Origin of the sequence: Serratia sp. NPDC078593 (assembly GCF_050268245.1) — a bacterium.
Taxonomy (GTDB): Bacteria; Pseudomonadota; Gammaproteobacteria; order Enterobacterales; family Enterobacteriaceae; genus JBNNGK01.
On the sequence record NZ_JBNNGK010000017.1, the window covers coordinates 1 to 15,157 of the forward strand.

The 15,157-nt window shown below is 52.3% G+C and carries 18 protein-coding genes; 11 read left to right on the forward strand and 7 right to left on the reverse strand.

Going from position 1 to position 15,157, the window contains the following annotated elements:
- Positions 1-280: 280 nt before the first annotated feature.
- Genes mlaB through mlaF form a run of 5 tightly spaced genes read right to left on the reverse strand, consistent with a single transcriptional unit; the run spans position 281 to position 3,370 of the window.
- Positions 281-571 carry a lipid asymmetry maintenance protein MlaB gene (gene mlaB / locus ACQKDS_RS16420; protein ID WP_399672538.1) on the reverse strand — a complete coding sequence of 97 codons (291 nt, stop codon included), beginning with the start codon at positions 569-571 and terminating at the stop codon, positions 281-283.
- Positions 571-1,200: a phospholipid-binding protein MlaC gene (gene mlaC / locus ACQKDS_RS16425; RefSeq protein WP_399672540.1), complete on the reverse strand. Its 630-nt coding sequence runs from the start codon at positions 1,198-1,200 to the stop codon at positions 571-573. Before mlaC ends, mlaB begins: the two co-directional genes overlap by 1 nt.
- Positions 1,201-1,238: 38 nt before the next feature.
- On the reverse strand, positions 1,239-1,763 hold the full coding sequence (mlaD, locus tag ACQKDS_RS16430; protein ID WP_399672542.1) for an outer membrane lipid asymmetry maintenance protein MlaD: 525 nt from the start codon (positions 1,761-1,763) through the stop codon (positions 1,239-1,241).
- Between the two features lie 4 nt (positions 1,764-1,767).
- Positions 1,768-2,550 carry a lipid asymmetry maintenance ABC transporter permease subunit MlaE gene (mlaE, locus tag ACQKDS_RS16435; RefSeq protein ID WP_399672544.1) on the reverse strand — a complete coding sequence of 261 codons (783 nt, stop codon included), beginning with the start codon at positions 2,548-2,550 and terminating at the stop codon, positions 1,768-1,770.
- 16 nt (positions 2,551-2,566) lie between these two features.
- A complete protein-coding gene (gene mlaF / locus ACQKDS_RS16440) occupies positions 2,567-3,370 on the reverse strand; it encodes a phospholipid ABC transporter ATP-binding protein MlaF (protein ID WP_399672546.1) in 804 nt (267 codons plus the stop codon).
- A gap of 329 nt (positions 3,371-3,699) precedes the next feature.
- Between mlaF and ACQKDS_RS16445 the strand changes: the two genes are divergently transcribed.
- The 11 genes from ACQKDS_RS16445 (at position 3,700) to npr (ending at position 11,959) form a co-directional block, all read left to right on the forward strand.
- The gene (locus ACQKDS_RS16445) at positions 3,700-4,686 is read left to right on the forward strand and encodes a calcium/sodium antiporter (protein ID WP_399672548.1); all 987 of its coding nucleotides are present in this window, start codon (positions 3,700-3,702) and stop codon (positions 4,684-4,686) included.
- Between the two features lie 53 nt (positions 4,687-4,739).
- Positions 4,740-5,726 carry an arabinose-5-phosphate isomerase KdsD gene (gene kdsD, locus ACQKDS_RS16450; RefSeq protein ID WP_399672550.1) on the forward strand — a complete coding sequence of 329 codons (987 nt, stop codon included), beginning with the start codon at positions 4,740-4,742 and terminating at the stop codon, positions 5,724-5,726.
- A 62-nt stretch (positions 5,727-5,788) separates the two neighbouring features.
- Positions 5,789-6,343, forward strand: coding sequence for a 3-deoxy-manno-octulosonate-8-phosphatase KdsC (gene kdsC, locus ACQKDS_RS16455; RefSeq protein WP_399672552.1), 555 nt, complete (start codon positions 5,789-5,791; stop codon positions 6,341-6,343).
- Positions 6,340-6,918, forward strand: a complete 579-nt coding sequence (gene lptC / locus ACQKDS_RS16460; protein WP_399672554.1) for an LPS export ABC transporter periplasmic protein LptC — start codon at positions 6,340-6,342, stop codon at positions 6,916-6,918. The genes kdsC and lptC overlap by 4 nt, the downstream gene beginning before the upstream one ends.
- Positions 6,887-7,426 (forward strand): lipopolysaccharide ABC transporter substrate-binding protein LptA, encoded by a 540-nt coding sequence (gene lptA, locus ACQKDS_RS16465; protein WP_399672556.1) that lies wholly within the window; start codon positions 6,887-6,889, stop codon positions 7,424-7,426. The genes lptC and lptA overlap by 32 nt, the downstream gene beginning before the upstream one ends.
- 6 nt (positions 7,427-7,432) lie before the next feature.
- Positions 7,433-8,158 (forward strand): LPS export ABC transporter ATP-binding protein, encoded by a 726-nt coding sequence (gene lptB, locus ACQKDS_RS16470; protein WP_399672558.1) that lies wholly within the window; start codon positions 7,433-7,435, stop codon positions 8,156-8,158.
- Positions 8,159-8,208: 50 nt separating this feature from the next.
- Positions 8,209-9,642 carry an RNA polymerase factor sigma-54 gene (gene rpoN, locus ACQKDS_RS16475; protein ID WP_399672560.1) on the forward strand — a complete coding sequence of 478 codons (1,434 nt, stop codon included), beginning with the start codon at positions 8,209-8,211 and terminating at the stop codon, positions 9,640-9,642.
- A gap of 23 nt (positions 9,643-9,665) precedes the next feature.
- Positions 9,666-9,953, forward strand: a complete 288-nt coding sequence (gene hpf, locus ACQKDS_RS16480) for a ribosome hibernation promoting factor (RefSeq protein ID WP_399672562.1) — start codon at positions 9,666-9,668, stop codon at positions 9,951-9,953.
- A 168-nt stretch (positions 9,954-10,121) separates the two neighbouring features.
- A complete protein-coding gene (ptsN, locus tag ACQKDS_RS16485) occupies positions 10,122-10,583 on the forward strand; it encodes a PTS IIA-like nitrogen regulatory protein PtsN (RefSeq protein WP_399672564.1) in 462 nt (153 codons plus the stop codon).
- Positions 10,584-10,835: 252 nt separating this feature from the next.
- Complete coding sequence (gene rapZ / locus ACQKDS_RS16490) at positions 10,836-11,690, forward strand: RNase adapter RapZ (RefSeq protein WP_399672566.1); 855 nt, start codon at positions 10,836-10,838, stop codon at positions 11,688-11,690.
- A complete protein-coding gene (gene npr / locus ACQKDS_RS16495) occupies positions 11,687-11,959 on the forward strand; it encodes a PTS phosphocarrier protein NPr (protein WP_399672568.1) in 273 nt (90 codons plus the stop codon). The genes rapZ and npr overlap by 4 nt, the downstream gene beginning before the upstream one ends.
- Before the next feature lie 2 nt (positions 11,960-11,961).
- On the opposite strand, the gene ACQKDS_RS16500 is transcribed toward npr, so the two are convergent.
- Together ACQKDS_RS16500 and ACQKDS_RS16505 are read right to left on the reverse strand one after the other, a co-directional pair.
- Entirely contained in the window at positions 11,962-13,878 is a 1,917-nt protein-coding gene (locus tag ACQKDS_RS16500) for a BglG family transcription antiterminator (protein WP_399672570.1), read from the reverse strand.
- 48 nt (positions 13,879-13,926) lie between these two features.
- A complete protein-coding gene (locus ACQKDS_RS16505; RefSeq protein WP_399672572.1) occupies positions 13,927-15,141 on the reverse strand; it encodes a lactonase family protein in 1,215 nt (404 codons plus the stop codon).
- Positions 15,142-15,157: the final 16 nt, after the last annotated feature.

The window sequence follows — 15,157 nt, forward strand, 5'->3', positions numbered from 1 at the left end:
AACTGTTTTAACAAATCAAAAGGGGTTTTTATAACTGGCTCAAAGCTGAAAGCTTTACGGAACCTCCAGCCTAGCTGGAGGTTTTCTGTGCACAAGAAAAAGCCCCTGTGTAACAGGAGCTTTCAAACTGCTGACAACGCTTGTGATTAGAGAAAACGTGCTGAATGGGGCGCTAGGCCCGCGGTTCTCAGGTTCAAAGGCAACATTATCATCAACCTCAAAGTCCCCGCGCAACAGGCGCTTTCTGAATAAATCGACAGTCAGTACAGCAAAAACGCGCTTACTCAGTATCGACCGGGATAATGTCCTGTAGATTATACAAGGTTATCAGTGTTTTCAGCCGATCGGTCGCACCAGAAATTTTTAACTCTGTGCCGTGTTGTTCGCACAAATGCACCAACAGCGCCAACCCAGAAGAATCCACCCGCTGGAGTTGTGCCACGTCAATAGCCGTTTTATCCGTCAGCAAAGTTGCGCGCTGCTGCCATAATGGCAACAGCGTTTCCCGATCCAGATCGCCGCTTAATACCAGCGTCTTTTGCTGCGTTTCAACGCGAAGAGATTCCGTCATTACGATTTCTGATCCAGCGTAATCGGCTGTTTGGCTGCGGCCTGCAACTGCAGCGTCAAACCGTCGATACCTTTAGTACGCAGTGTCGATGCCCACTCATTTTGCTTGGTGGTAATCATGCTGACACCTTCGGCAATCATGTCATAAGCCTGCCAATGGCCCGTTTTGGTGTTTTTACGCCACTGAAAATCTAAACGAACCGGCGGGCGGCCACTGGCATCAATGATGGTCACGCGAATGGCAATAATATTCGCATCACCCAACGGTTTTGCAGGCGCAATCTGATAGGTTTGGCCATGATACATCGCCAATGCCTGCCCGTAAGCCTGTTCCAGATAAGATTGGAAAGCGGAGAAGTAAGCCTCACGCTGTGCCGGTGTCGCTTCTTTGTAGTAACGGCCCAGCACCAACGCACCAGCGTATTTAACCTGTACAAATGGCATCAGTTCCTGATGTACGATCGTGCGCAGATAGTTAGGATCCTGCTTGATTCTTGGCTGCTCAGTCTTAAGGCGATCGAACGTCTTCTGCGCGGCCTCTTGCATCATGCTGTAAGGGTCGGTTTGGTCGACCGCATTCGCCAGCGGTGCCACCACCAACAACGCAACCATTAATAAACGTTTAAACATGCAAGTTTCCTCTTAAATGACTTGGCGTAGTAGGTAAACTACGGGGCTTCACCGGCTGCCGGTGCCGCATCTTCCGGTTTGGCTGCGCTATCCTGGCTGCCGCTTTTGTACAGGAACTGGCCTATCAAGTCTTCCAGAACCATCGCTGATTTAGTGTCTTGAATGGTGCCACCCTCTTTGAGGATAGACGTTCCCATTTCTGGATCTTCAAAACCCACGTTCAATGCCAAATATTGCTCCCCCAGCAAGCCAGAAGTACGAATGGCCAGCGAACTGGTATCTGGAATGTGGTTAAATTTCTCTTGAATATCCAGCGCGACGCGCGGGGTATAGGTTTTAGGATCCAGGGCAATGTCTGCCACACGGCCTACCACCACCCCACCAATTCTCACCGGCGAACGCGCTTTCAAACCACCGATATTATCGAAGGTCGCGTAGATACGGTAGGTCGGCTCGCTGCCGATCGATTTCACGTTCGCCACCTGCAAGCAAATAAAAATAATGGCGCACAGTGCGATCAGCATGAATGCCCCAACCCAGATTTCACTCTTCTTCGTTTGCATCGACTCAATTCCCAAACATCAGTGCTGTCAGCACGAAATCTAATCCCAACACCGCCAGAGACGAATGTACCACGGTTCGGGTCGTCGCCTGGCTAATCCCTTCAGAAGTCGGTACAGCATCATATCCGTTAAAGATAGCAATCCAGGTAACGGTAATGGCAAAGACCACGCTCTTGAGCACACAATTCACTAAATCTTGCTGCCACTCCACAGCGCCTTGCATTGCCGACCAGAAGAAGCCACTGTCGATACCCTTCCAGTCTACCCCCACTATCGAGCCCCCCCAGATACCCACGGCGACAAAGATAATGGTCAACAACGGCATACTGATCAACCCGGCCCAGAAACGTGGTGCCACGATGCGGCGCAGCGGATCAACGGCCATCATCTCCAGACTGGAGATTTGCTCGGTGGCTTTCATCAAGCCAATTTCTGCGGTAAGCGCTGAACCGGCACGCCCGGCGAACAACAACGCGGTCACCACTGGACCTAATTCACGCAGCAGTGACAGCGCCACCATCATACCGAGACTGGCCTCAGCACTGTATGTGGTGAGCACCAAATACCCCTGCAAGCCTAACACCATGCCGATAAACAGCCCGGAAACCATGATGATCAACAAGGACTGCACGCCAACGCTATGGAGTTGCTTGATCAACAACGGCCACTGCCTGCGCGGTTCAGGCCGCCCGACTAGCGCGCCCCATAACATCAGTCCGGCGCGGCCAAATGCGGCGCTGGTGTTGATGCCTCGGCGTCCAAAAGACGCTAACGCCTGTAATAACATGAGGATAGTTACTCCCTTATCCTAACAGTTCGGCACGGTAATCACCGGCCGGGTAACGGAAGGGTACTGGCCCATCGGCAATACCATCCAAGAACTGGCGCACGCGCGCATCTGGATTATTCTGTAATTCCGGTGTGGTACCTTCAGCAATCACGCGATTTTCCGCCACAATGTAAGCGTAATCGGCAATGCTCAACACTTCAGGCACATCGTGCGAGACCACAATACACGTAATACCCAGTGCATGGTTCAGTTCGTCAATCAGTTTGACCAGCACCCCCATGGTAATGGGATCTTGCCCGACGAACGGCTCATCAAACATAATTAATTGTGGATCGAGCGCGATAGCACGCGCCAGTGCGGCTCGACGCGCCATGCCACCAGACAGCTCATTCGGCATCAACTCCGCCGCCCCACGTAACCCTACTGCCTCTAGCTTCATCAGCACCGTGGTACGTAAAATCTCTTCCGGCAACGCGCTATGCTCACGCAGCGGAAAGGCCACATTTTCGAACACGGTCAAATCGGTAAACAACGCGCCCGATTGAAACAGCATGCTCATTTTTTTGCGCGCCTCATACAGTTGATGGCGCGATAAAGCGGGAATATTGTCACCGTCAAACCAAATCTCGCCGCTATCTGGCGTCAACTGCCCGCCGATCAAACGTAACAACGTTGTTTTGCCAATGCCGGACGGCCCCATGATCGCCGTTACTTTGCCACGCGGAACCGTCAGGTTGATGTCGTCGAATATCAGCCTTTCACCACGGGAGAAGCTCATCCCGCGCACCTCGACCAGATGCTCTGCCTTATGCTGCATATTAAATCCTTACGTACGCCTCATTGAGCACGTTCCATCGCTCTTTTCAGCGCATTGGAATACATATTTACCCGTGATAATAATCGAATGGGCACGACGCGGTTCATCTTTACAAAAACTTACCGGCATTTCGCTACCAATGGTGCCATAGGTTTTACTTTTGAGCTGCACACGGTCAAAATTAGACATATAACGCAAAAAAAATAAAACTGTTCGCTTTTTAGCCAGAAAAACCTGCGCGGCGTTGCCGCACACCACAATGGGCAAGCAAGATAGCTGAATTGCAGCTGTTAACCAACGAACGGGATAATTCCCACAAAGGAATCTGCATGTTTCTCGCGATAGCATTATTAATCGTTGGTTTATTTTTACTGGTGTATGGTGCCGACCGTTTAGTTTATGGTGCGGCTGTGATTTCCCGCTCGCTGGGCGTGCCGCCGCTGATTATCGGCATGACCATTGTGGGGATAGGCACATCGCTGCCGGAGTTAATCGTATCAACAACTGCGGCGTTGAACGGCCAGATCGACATGGCGGTCGGTAACGTTATCGGCTCCAACATTACCAATATTTTACTGATACTTGGTGTCGCCGCCTTAATTCATCCTCTGGCTGTACGTTCTGAAGTGCTACGACGCGAACTGCCACTGATGTTAGCGGTCACAGTATTATGCGGTTTTGTGTTGATGGACAATTATCTCAGCCGGTTAGATGGCCTGGTGCTGTTAGCCACTGCCGTCGGGTTTATCGTATTGATGCTCAAAATCGCTCGCCTGGCGCAGCGCGAAGGCAGTGATAGCCTAACGGTTGAACAACTTTCTGAACTGCCGCAAGACAGTAGCAATACGGTGGCTATTCTCTGGCTGGTGTTGGCATTGATTATTTTGCCGCTCTCGTCCCGTATGATTATCGATAATGCCACTGCCATCGCCCATTATTTTGGTATGAGTGAGTGGGTCGTCGGATTAACGCTGATCGCCATCGGCACCAGTTTACCCGAGCTTGCAACCACCATTGCCGGTGCCCTCAAGGGCGAAGACGATATGGCGATTGGCAATATCATCGGCTCAACTATTTTCAACACGGTGATTGTGCTTGGCGTTCCCGCGCTACTTTCACCGGGTCGTATCGATCCAGTCGCCTATCAGCGTGATTATTGGGTGATGCTGGCAGTCAGCATTGTGCTGAGCGCCTTGTGTATTAGCCGCAAACATCGCATCGGCCATCTGGCTGGCGCTCTGTTATTATGTGGCTTTGTTGCGTATCTTGCGGTGCTGTTTTTTAACCCTTTCGGTTTATTTGGCTATCCCCACTAGCCTTGTTGGTACAAGGCAGCCTGAGATGACGGGGATAAATGACGGGAATAAGCATGTCGAATAGTGAATTGCATCAAGGCTTCGATTTTCAGCAAGCCGGTAAAGAAGTACTTCAAATTGAACGCGACGGGCTAGCCCAGCTCGATCGCTATATCAATGAAGATTTCACCCGCGCTTGCGAAGCGATCGCCGCATGCAGCGGTAAAGTGGTGGTGATGGGGATGGGTAAATCCGGCCATATTGGTTGCAAAATCGCCGCCACCTTCGCCAGTACCGGCACGCCTTCATTCTTTGTGCATCCGGCGGAAGCCAGCCACGGCGATCTGGGGATGGTCACGCCGCAGGACATCGTGTTGGCCATTTCCAACTCTGGCGAGTCCAACGAGATCCAAGCGTTGATTCCGGTATTGAAGCGCCAGCAAATCCAATTGATTTGCATGACGAATAACCCAGACAGCTCAATGGGTAAAGCGGCCGATATTCATCTGTGCATCAAAGTGCCGCAGGAAGCCTGCCCACTTGGCCTTGCTCCCACGACCAGCACCACGGCGACACTGGTCATGGGCGATGCGTTGGCGGTTGCGTTGCTGAAAGCTCGCGGGTTTACCCCAGAAGATTTTGCCCTGTCACATCCGGGCGGTGCATTGGGCCGCCGCCTGCTGCTGCGCGTCAGTGATATCATGCACAGCGGTGATGACATCCCGCAGGTCAGTGCCGACGCTTCGCTGCGCGATGCATTACTGGAAATTACCCGCAAGAATCTTGGCATGACAGTGGTCTGCAACGATTTGATGAAAATCGCCGGTATTTTTACCGATGGTGACCTGCGCCGCATCTTTGATATGGGTATCGATCTTAACCATGCCAAAATCGCCGATGTAATGACGCTGGGTGGTGTGCGAGTCCGCCCCAACATGCTGGCGGTCGACGCACTTAACCTGATGCAACAGCGCCATATCACCGCGCTCTTGGTTGCCGATGGCGACCAATTGCTGGGTGTGGTACATATGCATGACATGCTACGCGCTGGCGTGGTGTAAGTGTTTAGACGGCTCAGGCGATCAAATCATCACCTGATGTAAAAGAGAATTTAGGAAAACCAATGAGTATGGTCGAAACCTGCTACGGACCGGTAACGAAAGACGTGATGGCGCGAGCCGGGAAAATCCGGCTGCTAATCTGCGATGTCGACGGTGTTTTGTCAGATGGGCTGATTTACATGGGCAACAGCGGTGAAGAACTGAAAGCCTTCAACGTCCGCGACGGATATGGCATTCGCTGCCTGAAAACCTCAGATATCGAAGTCGGCATCATCACCGGGCGCTCGGCCAAGTTGTTAGAAGATCGCGCAAAAACGCTCGGTATTACCTATCTGTATCAAGGACAATCGGATAAGCTTTTGGCCTTCCGCGAACTGTTGGATACACTGTCGCTGACGGCAGATCAGGTCGCCTATATTGGCGACGATTTGATTGATTGGCCGGTGATGGCGCAGGTAGGCTTGGCCGTTGCGGTAGCAGACGCCCATCCTCTACTAACGCCACGCGCCCATTACGTTACCCGAATTGCCGGTGGGCGCGGCGCAGTGCGTGAACTGTGTGACATTATTCTTTTGGCTCAGAACAAGCTGGAGGACGCCAAAGGGCTGTCAATATGAGCAAAACCAAACTGTGGGTCACCCTGATTCTGGCGGTGATCGTTATGGCCCTGATTGGCTGGAATATGGCGGACTTCGACGATGAAGCCACCGCCGGGCCGATCAATACTCAAGATCCGACCTATCAGAGCCAGCACACGGTCACGATCGTCTACAACCCGGCCGGTAAATTAAGTTATAAACTGGTGGCAGAAGACGTGAAGTATTACACCACCGATGAGCTGAGCTGGTTTACCCAGCCGGTGATGACGCTGTTTGATGAAAATGCCGTCGCGACGTGGTCAATACGCGCCGATCGCGCCAAACTGACCAAAGACCGGATGCTGTATCTGTATGGTCACGTCGAGGTGAACAGCCTGACGACCACCTCACAGCTGGAAAAAATTAAAACGGACAATGCTCAGGTGAACCTGGTAACTCAGGATGTCTCATCTGATGATGAAGTCACGCTTTTTGGTACCAATTTTACCTCTAACGGCATGAAAATGCGTGGAAATCTGCGGACCAAAACCGCTGAGCTGATTGATAAGGTTAAGACCCACTATGAAATTCAGAACCCAAACACCACTCCGTAATCTGTTGATCGGCAGCGTAGTTTTGGCCGCCAGCGCTCCGGCTCTGGCGTTGAAATCCGACTCCAGCCAACCGGTTAGTATCGACTCGTTAAAACAAGCTCTGGATATGCAAAGCAACGTCAGCACCTTTACTGATAACGTGGTGATCAAACAAGGTACTATCGAGATTAAAGCCGATAAAGTGGTGGTCACCCGCCCGGGCGGCGATCAGAATAAGACCTATATCGAAGCGTTCGGTAAACCGGTAACCTTCTACCAAATGCAAGACAACGGCAAACCGGTGAAGGGCCACGCGCAGAAAGTCCGTTACGACGTCGCGCCGCAACTGGTCACCCTGACCGGTAATGCCTATCTTGAACAGCTCGATAGCAACGTGAAAGGCGATCGCATCACCTACCTGGTGCAACAGCAGCAGATGCAGGCGTTCAGCGATAAAGGCAACCGCGTGAAAACGGTGCTAGTACCGTCGCAGTTGCAGGACAACAACGGTCAGAAAAAGAGTAACTAATCACTTATGGCAACACTTATCGCAGAAAACCTGGCGAAAGCCTACAAGGGCCGTAAAGTCGTTGAAGACGTCAGCCTGAAAGTGAAATCTGGCGAAATCGTCGGCCTGTTAGGCCCAAACGGCGCAGGCAAAACCACCACGTTCTACATGGTGGTTGGCATTGTGCAACGTGACGCCGGACGCATCGTGATTGACGATGAAGATATCAGCATTCTGCCGTTGCACGCCCGCGCCCGTCGCGGGATCGGTTATCTTCCACAGGAAGCCTCGATCTTCCGCCGCCTTAGCGTGTACGACAACCTGATGGCGGTGTTAGAAATCCGCGACGATCTGACCAGCGAGCAGCGCGCTGACCGCGCCAACGAGCTGATGGAGGAGTTCCACATCGGCCATTTGCGCGACAATCTGGGGCAGGCGCTGTCTGGCGGTGAACGTCGCCGCGTGGAAATTGCCCGCGCTCTGGCTGCCAACCCGAAATTTATCCTGTTGGATGAACCCTTTGCCGGGGTCGATCCTATTTCCGTTATCGATATCAAAAAAATCATTGAGCATTTGCGTGACAGCGGCTTGGGTGTGCTGATCACTGACCACAACGTGCGCGAAACACTGGACGTGTGCGAGCGCGCCTACATCGTCAGCCAAGGGCAACTGATCGCCCACGGCACGCCAGACGTTATCCTGGCCGATGAGCAGGTGAAACGCGTTTATCTGGGCGAAGAATTCCGCCTGTGATTGCCAGCTGTTCCCAATGAACGGCGGATAAGGGAAGTAGAAAGAAGATTATGAAGCAAGGTTTGCAACTCAGGCTTAGTCAACAACTGGCCATGCCCCCCCAGCTACAACAGGCGATACGCTTGCTGCAGCTGTCCACGCTTGAACTCCAGCAGGAGATCCAACTGGCGTTAGAGAGCAACCCGCTGCTTGAACAAACAGACCTGCACGACGAGATCGACGCCAAAGAAACCGCCGAAACTGAAGGGCTAGATACCCGCGAAGCGTTAGAGCAGAAAGATATGCCTGAAGAGCTGCCGCTGGACGCCACTTGGGATGAAATCTACACCGCGGGCACCCCCTCCGGCACCGGCAGCGATTACAGCGGCGATGAATTGCCGGTCTATCAGGGCGAAACCACGCAAACGCTACAGGATTACCTGATGTGGCAAGTGGATCTGACGCCGTTTTCTGATACCGACGCCGCCATTGCCACATCAATTGTCGATGCCGTTGACGACACCGGTTACCTTACCGTTCCGCTGGAAGACATTCTGGAAAGCATTGGCGATGAGAGCGTCTCGATGGACGAAGTCGAAGCCGTGCTCAAACGGGTGCAGCGTTTCGATCCCATTGGGGTGGCTGCACGCGACCTGCGCGACTGCCTGTTAATCCAACTTTCTCAGTATGCCAAGGACACGCCTTATCTGGCTGAGGCGCGGTTAATTATCAGCGAGCATCTGGATTTATTGGCCAACCACGACTTTCGCAGCCTAATGCGAACAACCCGCTCAAAAGAAGATACACTGAAAGAAGCGATGCTGTTGATTCAGTCACTCGACCCGCGACCTGGGCAATCGATCAATACCGGGGAGTCGGAATATGTGATCCCTGATGTGTTGGTGCGTAAGGTTCAGGGCAAGTGGGCCGTTGAGCTCAACGCTGACAGTATCCCGCGTTTGAAGATCAACCAACAGTACGCCGCACTGGGCAGCAGTTCGCGTAGCGAAGCCGATGGTCAGTTTATTCGCAGCAACCTGCAAGAAGCAAAGTGGCTGATAAAAAGCCTGGAAAGTCGTAACGACACGCTGCTGAAAGTCACACGATGCATCGTCGAGCAGCAAGAAGCGTTCTTTGAACAAGGCGAAGAATTTATGAAACCCATGGTGCTGGCTGACATCGCTCAGGCCGTGGATATGCATGAATCGACGATCTCACGCGTGACTACGCAGAAATTCCTGCACAGCCCGCGCGGCATTTTCGAATTGAAATATTTCTTCTCCAGCCATGTGAATACCGACAGCGGTGGCGAAGCCTCCTCGACGGCCATCAGGGCATTGGTGAAGAAATTGATCGCGGCGGAAAACCCCGCCAAACCGCTGAGCGACAGCCGGCTTGCAACCTTGCTCTCCGATCAGGGGATCAGGGTGGCACGGCGTACGGTCGCCAAGTACCGAGAGTCTTTGTCCATCCCGCCGTCGAACCAACGTAAACAGTTGGTTTGACCTCAATAGAGAAGGAAGACATTATGCAGCTCAACATTACCGGACACCACATCGTCATCACCGAACCTTTACGTGAGTTTGTGAATACGAAATTCGCTAAACTCGAGCAATATTTCGATCGTATTAATCAGGTGTATGTCGTTTTAAGTGTGGAAAAAGTGCAGCAGATCGCGGAAGCGACGCTGCACGTGAATGGAGGCGAGTTGCACGCCACCTCGGAAAAAGAAGATATGTATGCTGCAATTGATTGCCTTATTGATAAACTGGCGCGTCAATTGAACAAACATAAAGACAAACTGAAGCAACACTGACACTCTGGGCCACCAGCTTACAGCAGTGGCCCGAACGTAGCCTTAGCGCTACCCGGCAGCCATCGGCGTGTTACTCATTCGAGTAACGCGCCGATAAGCCATCAGGGTTTAACAGACGCAAAACCCGGCTCACAGATAATTCGGAGACCAGGTTTGAGTGAAGATGAGATGAACAACGAAACAATGCAATTAAACTCGGTATTAAATATCGAGTGCACCAGAAGCGCAGTCCATTGCAATAGCAAGAAGCGCGCTCTGGAGATTATCAGCGAACTGGCCGCAGCGCAGCTTAACCTGCCCCCGCAGGTGGTGTTTGACGCGGTTCTCACTCGTGAACGCATGGGTAGCACCGGTATCGGCAATGGCATCGCCATTCCCCATGGGAAACTGGAGGAGGACACATTGCGTGCCGTTGGCGTGTTTATCCGTCTCGATCAACCGATCGCCTTTGATGCGATCGATAATCAGCCGGTCGATCTGTTGTTCGCCTTGCTGGTGCCCGCCGATCAATGCAAAACACATTTGCATACGCTGTCGCTAGTCGCCAAGCGTCTGGCCGATAAAACCGTCTGTCGTCGCCTACGTGCTGCACAGAGTGACGAAGAGCTCTACCAAATCATTACCGAATAATATTTTTACCGGCGTGGCTTTCAGCCATCGTCGACGCGATATGCTAAGCCAGCCGCCTTATATTGCGGCAACAACGTTACTCAATTCCCCGCAGCTTAATTAACAATGCCGTGGGGGAGCAAGCTGCCGGTAAAAAGCCGCTTGAAGTATGAAAGGTATCCTGTTTTATTTGTCGTGGAGCCCGGCGATAGCTGGGTTCATATTTTCCACAGTGGCGATGAGCGCCATTGAGATGCCAGGGGGAGTTGCCACATGGTGCTGATGATTGTCAGCGGCCGTTCCGGTTCAGGGAAATCCGTCGCTTTGCGAGCGCTGGAAGATATGGGTTTTTACTGCGTCGATAACCTGCCCGTGGTGCTATTGCCACAACTTGCCCGCACGTTGGCAGAACGCAATAGCTCCGCCGCCGTGAGCATTGACGTGCGTAATATGCCGGAATCACCAGAGGTGTTTGAGTACGCCATGACACAGCTGCCGGACAGTTTCTCTCCGCAGTTGCTGTTTCTTGATGCCGACCGCAATACCCTGATCCGCCGTTACAGCGATACTCGCCGCCTGCACCCGCTATCCAGCAAAAACTTGTCGCTGGAAAGTGCCATCGATGAAGAAAGTGATTTACTGGAACCTCTGCGATCGCGTGCCGATTTGATCATCGACACCTCAGAGATGTCGGTGCATGAGCTGGCCGAAATGCTGCGAACACGGCTGTTAGGTAAACGCGAACGTGAACTGACGATGGTGTTTGAATCATTTGGTTTCAAACATGGTATCCCAATCGATGCCGATTACGTGTTCGACGTGCGTTTCCTGCCGAACCCGCATTGGGATCCTAAACTACGCCCGATGACCGGCTTGGATAAACCCGTCGCGTCATTCCTCGATCGCCACACAGAAGTACACAACTTCATCTACCAAACACGCAGCTACCTCGAACAGTGGTTACCAATGTTGGAAACCAATAATCGCAGTTATCTGACCGTAGCCATTGGGTGTACCGGCGGTAAGCACCGTTCGGTTTATGTGGCGGAACAGTTGGCCGATTACTTCCGTTCACGCGGCAAGAACGTGCAGTCTCGCCACCGTACGCTGGAAAAACGTAAGCAATGACGGTCAAGCAAACGGTTGAAATCAAGAACAAGCTGGGCATGCATGCGCGCCCGGCGATGAAACTGTTTGAATTGGTGCAGAGTTTTGACGCCGAGGTGCTGCTCCGCAATGACAGCGGCACCGAGGCTGAAGCCAGCAGCGTAATCGCGCTGTTGATGCTAGATTCCGCCCAAGGCCGTCAGATTGAGGTTGAGGCGACCGGGCCAGAGGAGCAGCAAGCACTGACCGCGGTGATTGAATTGTTCAACGCCGGCTTTGATGAAGATTAAGATCAAATACGGCTTAGGCAGTCCAGTGCGACGGCTTTGAAGCTGTCGAAGTCTTTACTCCCCAGCAAACGGCTCATCGAACGTTCGCGCACAAACGTGACGAACAGCTCGTAAATCGCCATCGCTTCTTCATAGTCACTTTTGCTGATTGCCAACAGGAAAATCACCTGCGCAATTTCCCCTTCCCCCCAGGCAATGCCTTGCGGCGCTAATAGCGTGACCACGATCGTCTTTTTCGCTAATAATCCCAATGAATGCGGTAATGCTATGCCTTCGCCCAACAGGGTCGACACAATCGCTTCGCGCTCTACCACGGACGGATAAAAATCCTCACCAACATAGCCTTCCCGCTCTAACTGCGAACACACTTTGCGGAATAATTGCTCCTGTGTCAGTGGCTCATCGACGATCATGAAATGATCGGCATCGAAGAACTTTTCCAGCATGTAGGGCTTAGTACGATCCACCAGTACCAGTTTGCCTAACTGTTCGAGCTGATACTCTGTCGGGAATGGCGACATCACCACCACCGGTTTATTCTTTTCATTAATACGTGCATTGGAAATGACAAAGTCTTCATCAATATGCTCCAACACCTCGTAGTCACGCAGCGAAACCGTGCGCGTCATGACGAGTTGCGGATATTTACGCGCAACCTGAGCCTGAATCATCCGTACCGTCGAATTACCCGTATCGCACACCAGCATCACCTGCGGATGGCGTTCATAACCGATGTTGTAGTGGCGCTCAAGCCCAACGCCAATGTGCAGCACCAAATAACCGATCTCATTTTCGCTCAGCGTATAAGGGGTATATTTACCCCAACTCGACACCGCCGCCAGCGTCACATCGTAGGCCATAGGATAGTGCTGTTTGATGTTAGTCAGCAGCGGATTAGGGATATTGATTTGATATTTCACCCGAGTAATCATGGTCTTGATATGAGTGAGCAGATCGGCGCGCAGCTGTTTGTCGCCCTGCAAGTTATAGTTATAGTGCGCATTAATATAGGAAAGAATGTAATTCACCAACGCCTCTTCATCGTCGGCATTGATCTCAGTTGGCTGTATATCCTGTACGCGCCGTGCAGCGATATTGACTCGCAGATACGCCTCTTCCGCCGCCGATACGTCCTTTCCCGCCGCTTTGCGCAATTCACCCGCCAGCCAGGTAGAGGCCTTGCGTACCGCGTCATCCCCATCTTCAACGTCAAAATCGGGTAACGGATAACCGTCGCAGATACGGCGCAGTGCGACTGCGCAATAAAAGATCAGATATTGCTCGCCTTCATCCGTCAACCGAATGGCATACTGCGACAGCAGCGGATGCAACAACCCGGCAAACGTCGCCACCTGCGGTTGTAATAAGATTTCGTTATTCAGTAATGGGTTTTCCGGATTGGCCAAGTGAAGCTGGAATAATAAATCGGTCAAACAAGCACGGATCGCCATCTCAGAACCAAACAGCTTCATTCCGTAGCGCGGTTTGGTTTCAATCGCTAGTTGATAGTACGCCAGCCGCTCCCTCACCTCAGCCATATCGTTTTGCAGCGTACCTCGGCTAACAAACCATTCATCGGCTAAATCCTCCAACTTCAGAGAGAAGGCTGAGGTCAAAAAGCGAATCAAAAGATAATGCACGCGTTCCTGCGCACTGCGCGGCGTGGCATGTTTTCGAGGTGTCTGTTGCTGTAACGCACGAAAGCGCGCGGCGTCATCGATCTGAAGCCGATAACCCGCACCACGATTGTGCACAAAACGCGCGCCATATTTATCCAGAATATCATTCAACGCAGTAATATCGGCACGTACCGTACGCGTGGAAACGGCAAAGCGTTTTGCCAGTTCATCCTGAGGCAATGTTTCAGACTGTAAGGCATCGAACAGATAAGCCAAACGGGGATAAGGAAATCTCACCATACTTTTTCCGAGGTTAAGCTGCCCGCCTGTCACCCGACGAGCAGAGGATTACTTCACTAGGGGCGTAAATACCATCTGTGAAGGGCTGCCCACCGGGGTATAGCCGTTCACATAACTGAGTTTGCCACTCTGGTTCTCCACGCTAAAGCGCGTGACATTATCGCTGCGTTGGTTGAGCGCATAGAGATAATGCCCGCTCGGATCGAGCGTGATGGTGCGTGGATAGTCGCCTCGCGTCCAAGTTTCCCCCACCCACGACAACTCGCCCTCGTTGCCAACGCTAAACTGCACAATGCTGTTATGTAAGCGATTGCCAACGTAGAGGTTTTTACCGTCATGACTTAATGCCAGACCGGAAGCAAAGCTGGTGCCTTTATAGTCAGAGGGTAGGGTCGATACGGTATGTTGCTGTGCCAATGTCCCGGTTTGCCGATCAAAACGGTAGCTGGTCAGCGTAGACGCTTCTTCATTGACCAACAGCAGCATGTTGCCATCAGGATGGAACACAAAATGCCGTGGGCCAGCGCCCGCAGAGGACGCACTGATCCACGGAGGATCGTTTGGTATTAGCCCACCACTGGCACGATCAAAACGCCATTGATAGATCCGATCCAATCCCAAATCGGTAGAGAAGACAAACTTACCGCTCGGATCGCTGGCGATCATATGTGCATGAGGCCCATCGTGATCGCTGCTGGCAAAGCTCCCTTCCACTGCGGCTTCAGGTTCAGACTTGCCAGCCGCGCCCTGTTGCTGCTGTACCGAACTGGCTGGCTGCAACCGGCCTTCACTGTCGAGCGGAAACACGGCCACGCTGCCACTGATGTAATTCGCCACCAGCAAGTGCCGGCCATCTGGCATCAACGAAAGAAAGACCGGCCCCGCCCCTTGTGAATCAACCTGATTCAGCGGTGTCAGGCTGCCGTCTTTCGCATTGATACGAAACGCGGCAATCGCGCCGTGTTTACCTCCGTTAAAATTTGCCACTTCGCTGGCAACATATAACGTACGGCCTGCCGCATCCACAGCCAACTGCGCCGGATTCGGCAGACGACTGACCAAGGTTTTATCGCTTAGCGCGCCACTGGCGGGATCGACCTTAACGCGATAGATACCTTCGCCATGAGGGTTATAAGTACCGATATAGGCAAAATGAGATGATAGGGGCTTCATTGCATCCTCAGCCTGCAGCATCGAGCTGGTCATCGCTAACAGCGCCAGAGATACCGCAATACGTGTTGTCATACCTTGCCAGTTTCGCATATTTATTCCTTTTATT

Excerpts from the sequence above, each read along its gene's own strand:
- ACQKDS_RS16445 (WP_399672548.1), top strand. The coding sequence starts at position 3,700 with ATGTTTCTCGCGATAGCATTATTAATCGTTGGTTTATTTTTACTGGTG.
- ACQKDS_RS16500 (WP_399672570.1), bottom strand. The coding sequence starts at position 13,878 with ATGGTGAGATTTCCTTATCCCCGTTTGGCTTATCTGTTCGATGCCTTA.
- kdsD (WP_399672550.1), top strand. The coding sequence starts at position 4,740 with ATGTCGAATAGTGAATTGCATCAAGGCTTCGATTTTCAGCAAGCCGGT.
- lptB (WP_399672558.1), top strand. The coding sequence starts at position 7,433 with ATGGCAACACTTATCGCAGAAAACCTGGCGAAAGCCTACAAGGGCCGT.
- lptA (WP_399672556.1), top strand. The coding sequence starts at position 6,887 with ATGAAATTCAGAACCCAAACACCACTCCGTAATCTGTTGATCGGCAGC.
- ACQKDS_RS16505 (WP_399672572.1), bottom strand. The coding sequence starts at position 15,141 with ATGCGAAACTGGCAAGGTATGACAACACGTATTGCGGTATCTCTGGCG.
- rpoN (WP_399672560.1), top strand. The coding sequence starts at position 8,209 with ATGAAGCAAGGTTTGCAACTCAGGCTTAGTCAACAACTGGCCATGCCC.
- mlaB (WP_399672538.1), bottom strand. The coding sequence starts at position 571 with ATGACGGAATCTCTTCGCGTTGAAACGCAGCAAAAGACGCTGGTATTA.
- rapZ (WP_399672566.1), top strand. The coding sequence starts at position 10,836 with ATGGTGCTGATGATTGTCAGCGGCCGTTCCGGTTCAGGGAAATCCGTC.
- lptC (WP_399672554.1), top strand. The coding sequence starts at position 6,340 with ATGAGCAAAACCAAACTGTGGGTCACCCTGATTCTGGCGGTGATCGTT.
- hpf (WP_399672562.1), top strand. The coding sequence starts at position 9,666 with ATGCAGCTCAACATTACCGGACACCACATCGTCATCACCGAACCTTTA.
- ptsN (WP_399672564.1), top strand. The coding sequence starts at position 10,122 with ATGAACAACGAAACAATGCAATTAAACTCGGTATTAAATATCGAGTGC.
- npr (WP_399672568.1), top strand. The coding sequence starts at position 11,687 with ATGACGGTCAAGCAAACGGTTGAAATCAAGAACAAGCTGGGCATGCAT.
- mlaE (WP_399672544.1), bottom strand. The coding sequence starts at position 2,550 with ATGTTATTACAGGCGTTAGCGTCTTTTGGACGCCGAGGCATCAACACC.
- kdsC (WP_399672552.1), top strand. The coding sequence starts at position 5,789 with ATGAGTATGGTCGAAACCTGCTACGGACCGGTAACGAAAGACGTGATG.
- mlaF (WP_399672546.1), bottom strand. The coding sequence starts at position 3,370 with ATGCAGCATAAGGCAGAGCATCTGGTCGAGGTGCGCGGGATGAGCTTC.
- mlaD (WP_399672542.1), bottom strand. The coding sequence starts at position 1,763 with ATGCAAACGAAGAAGAGTGAAATCTGGGTTGGGGCATTCATGCTGATC.
- mlaC (WP_399672540.1), bottom strand. The coding sequence starts at position 1,200 with ATGTTTAAACGTTTATTAATGGTTGCGTTGTTGGTGGTGGCACCGCTG.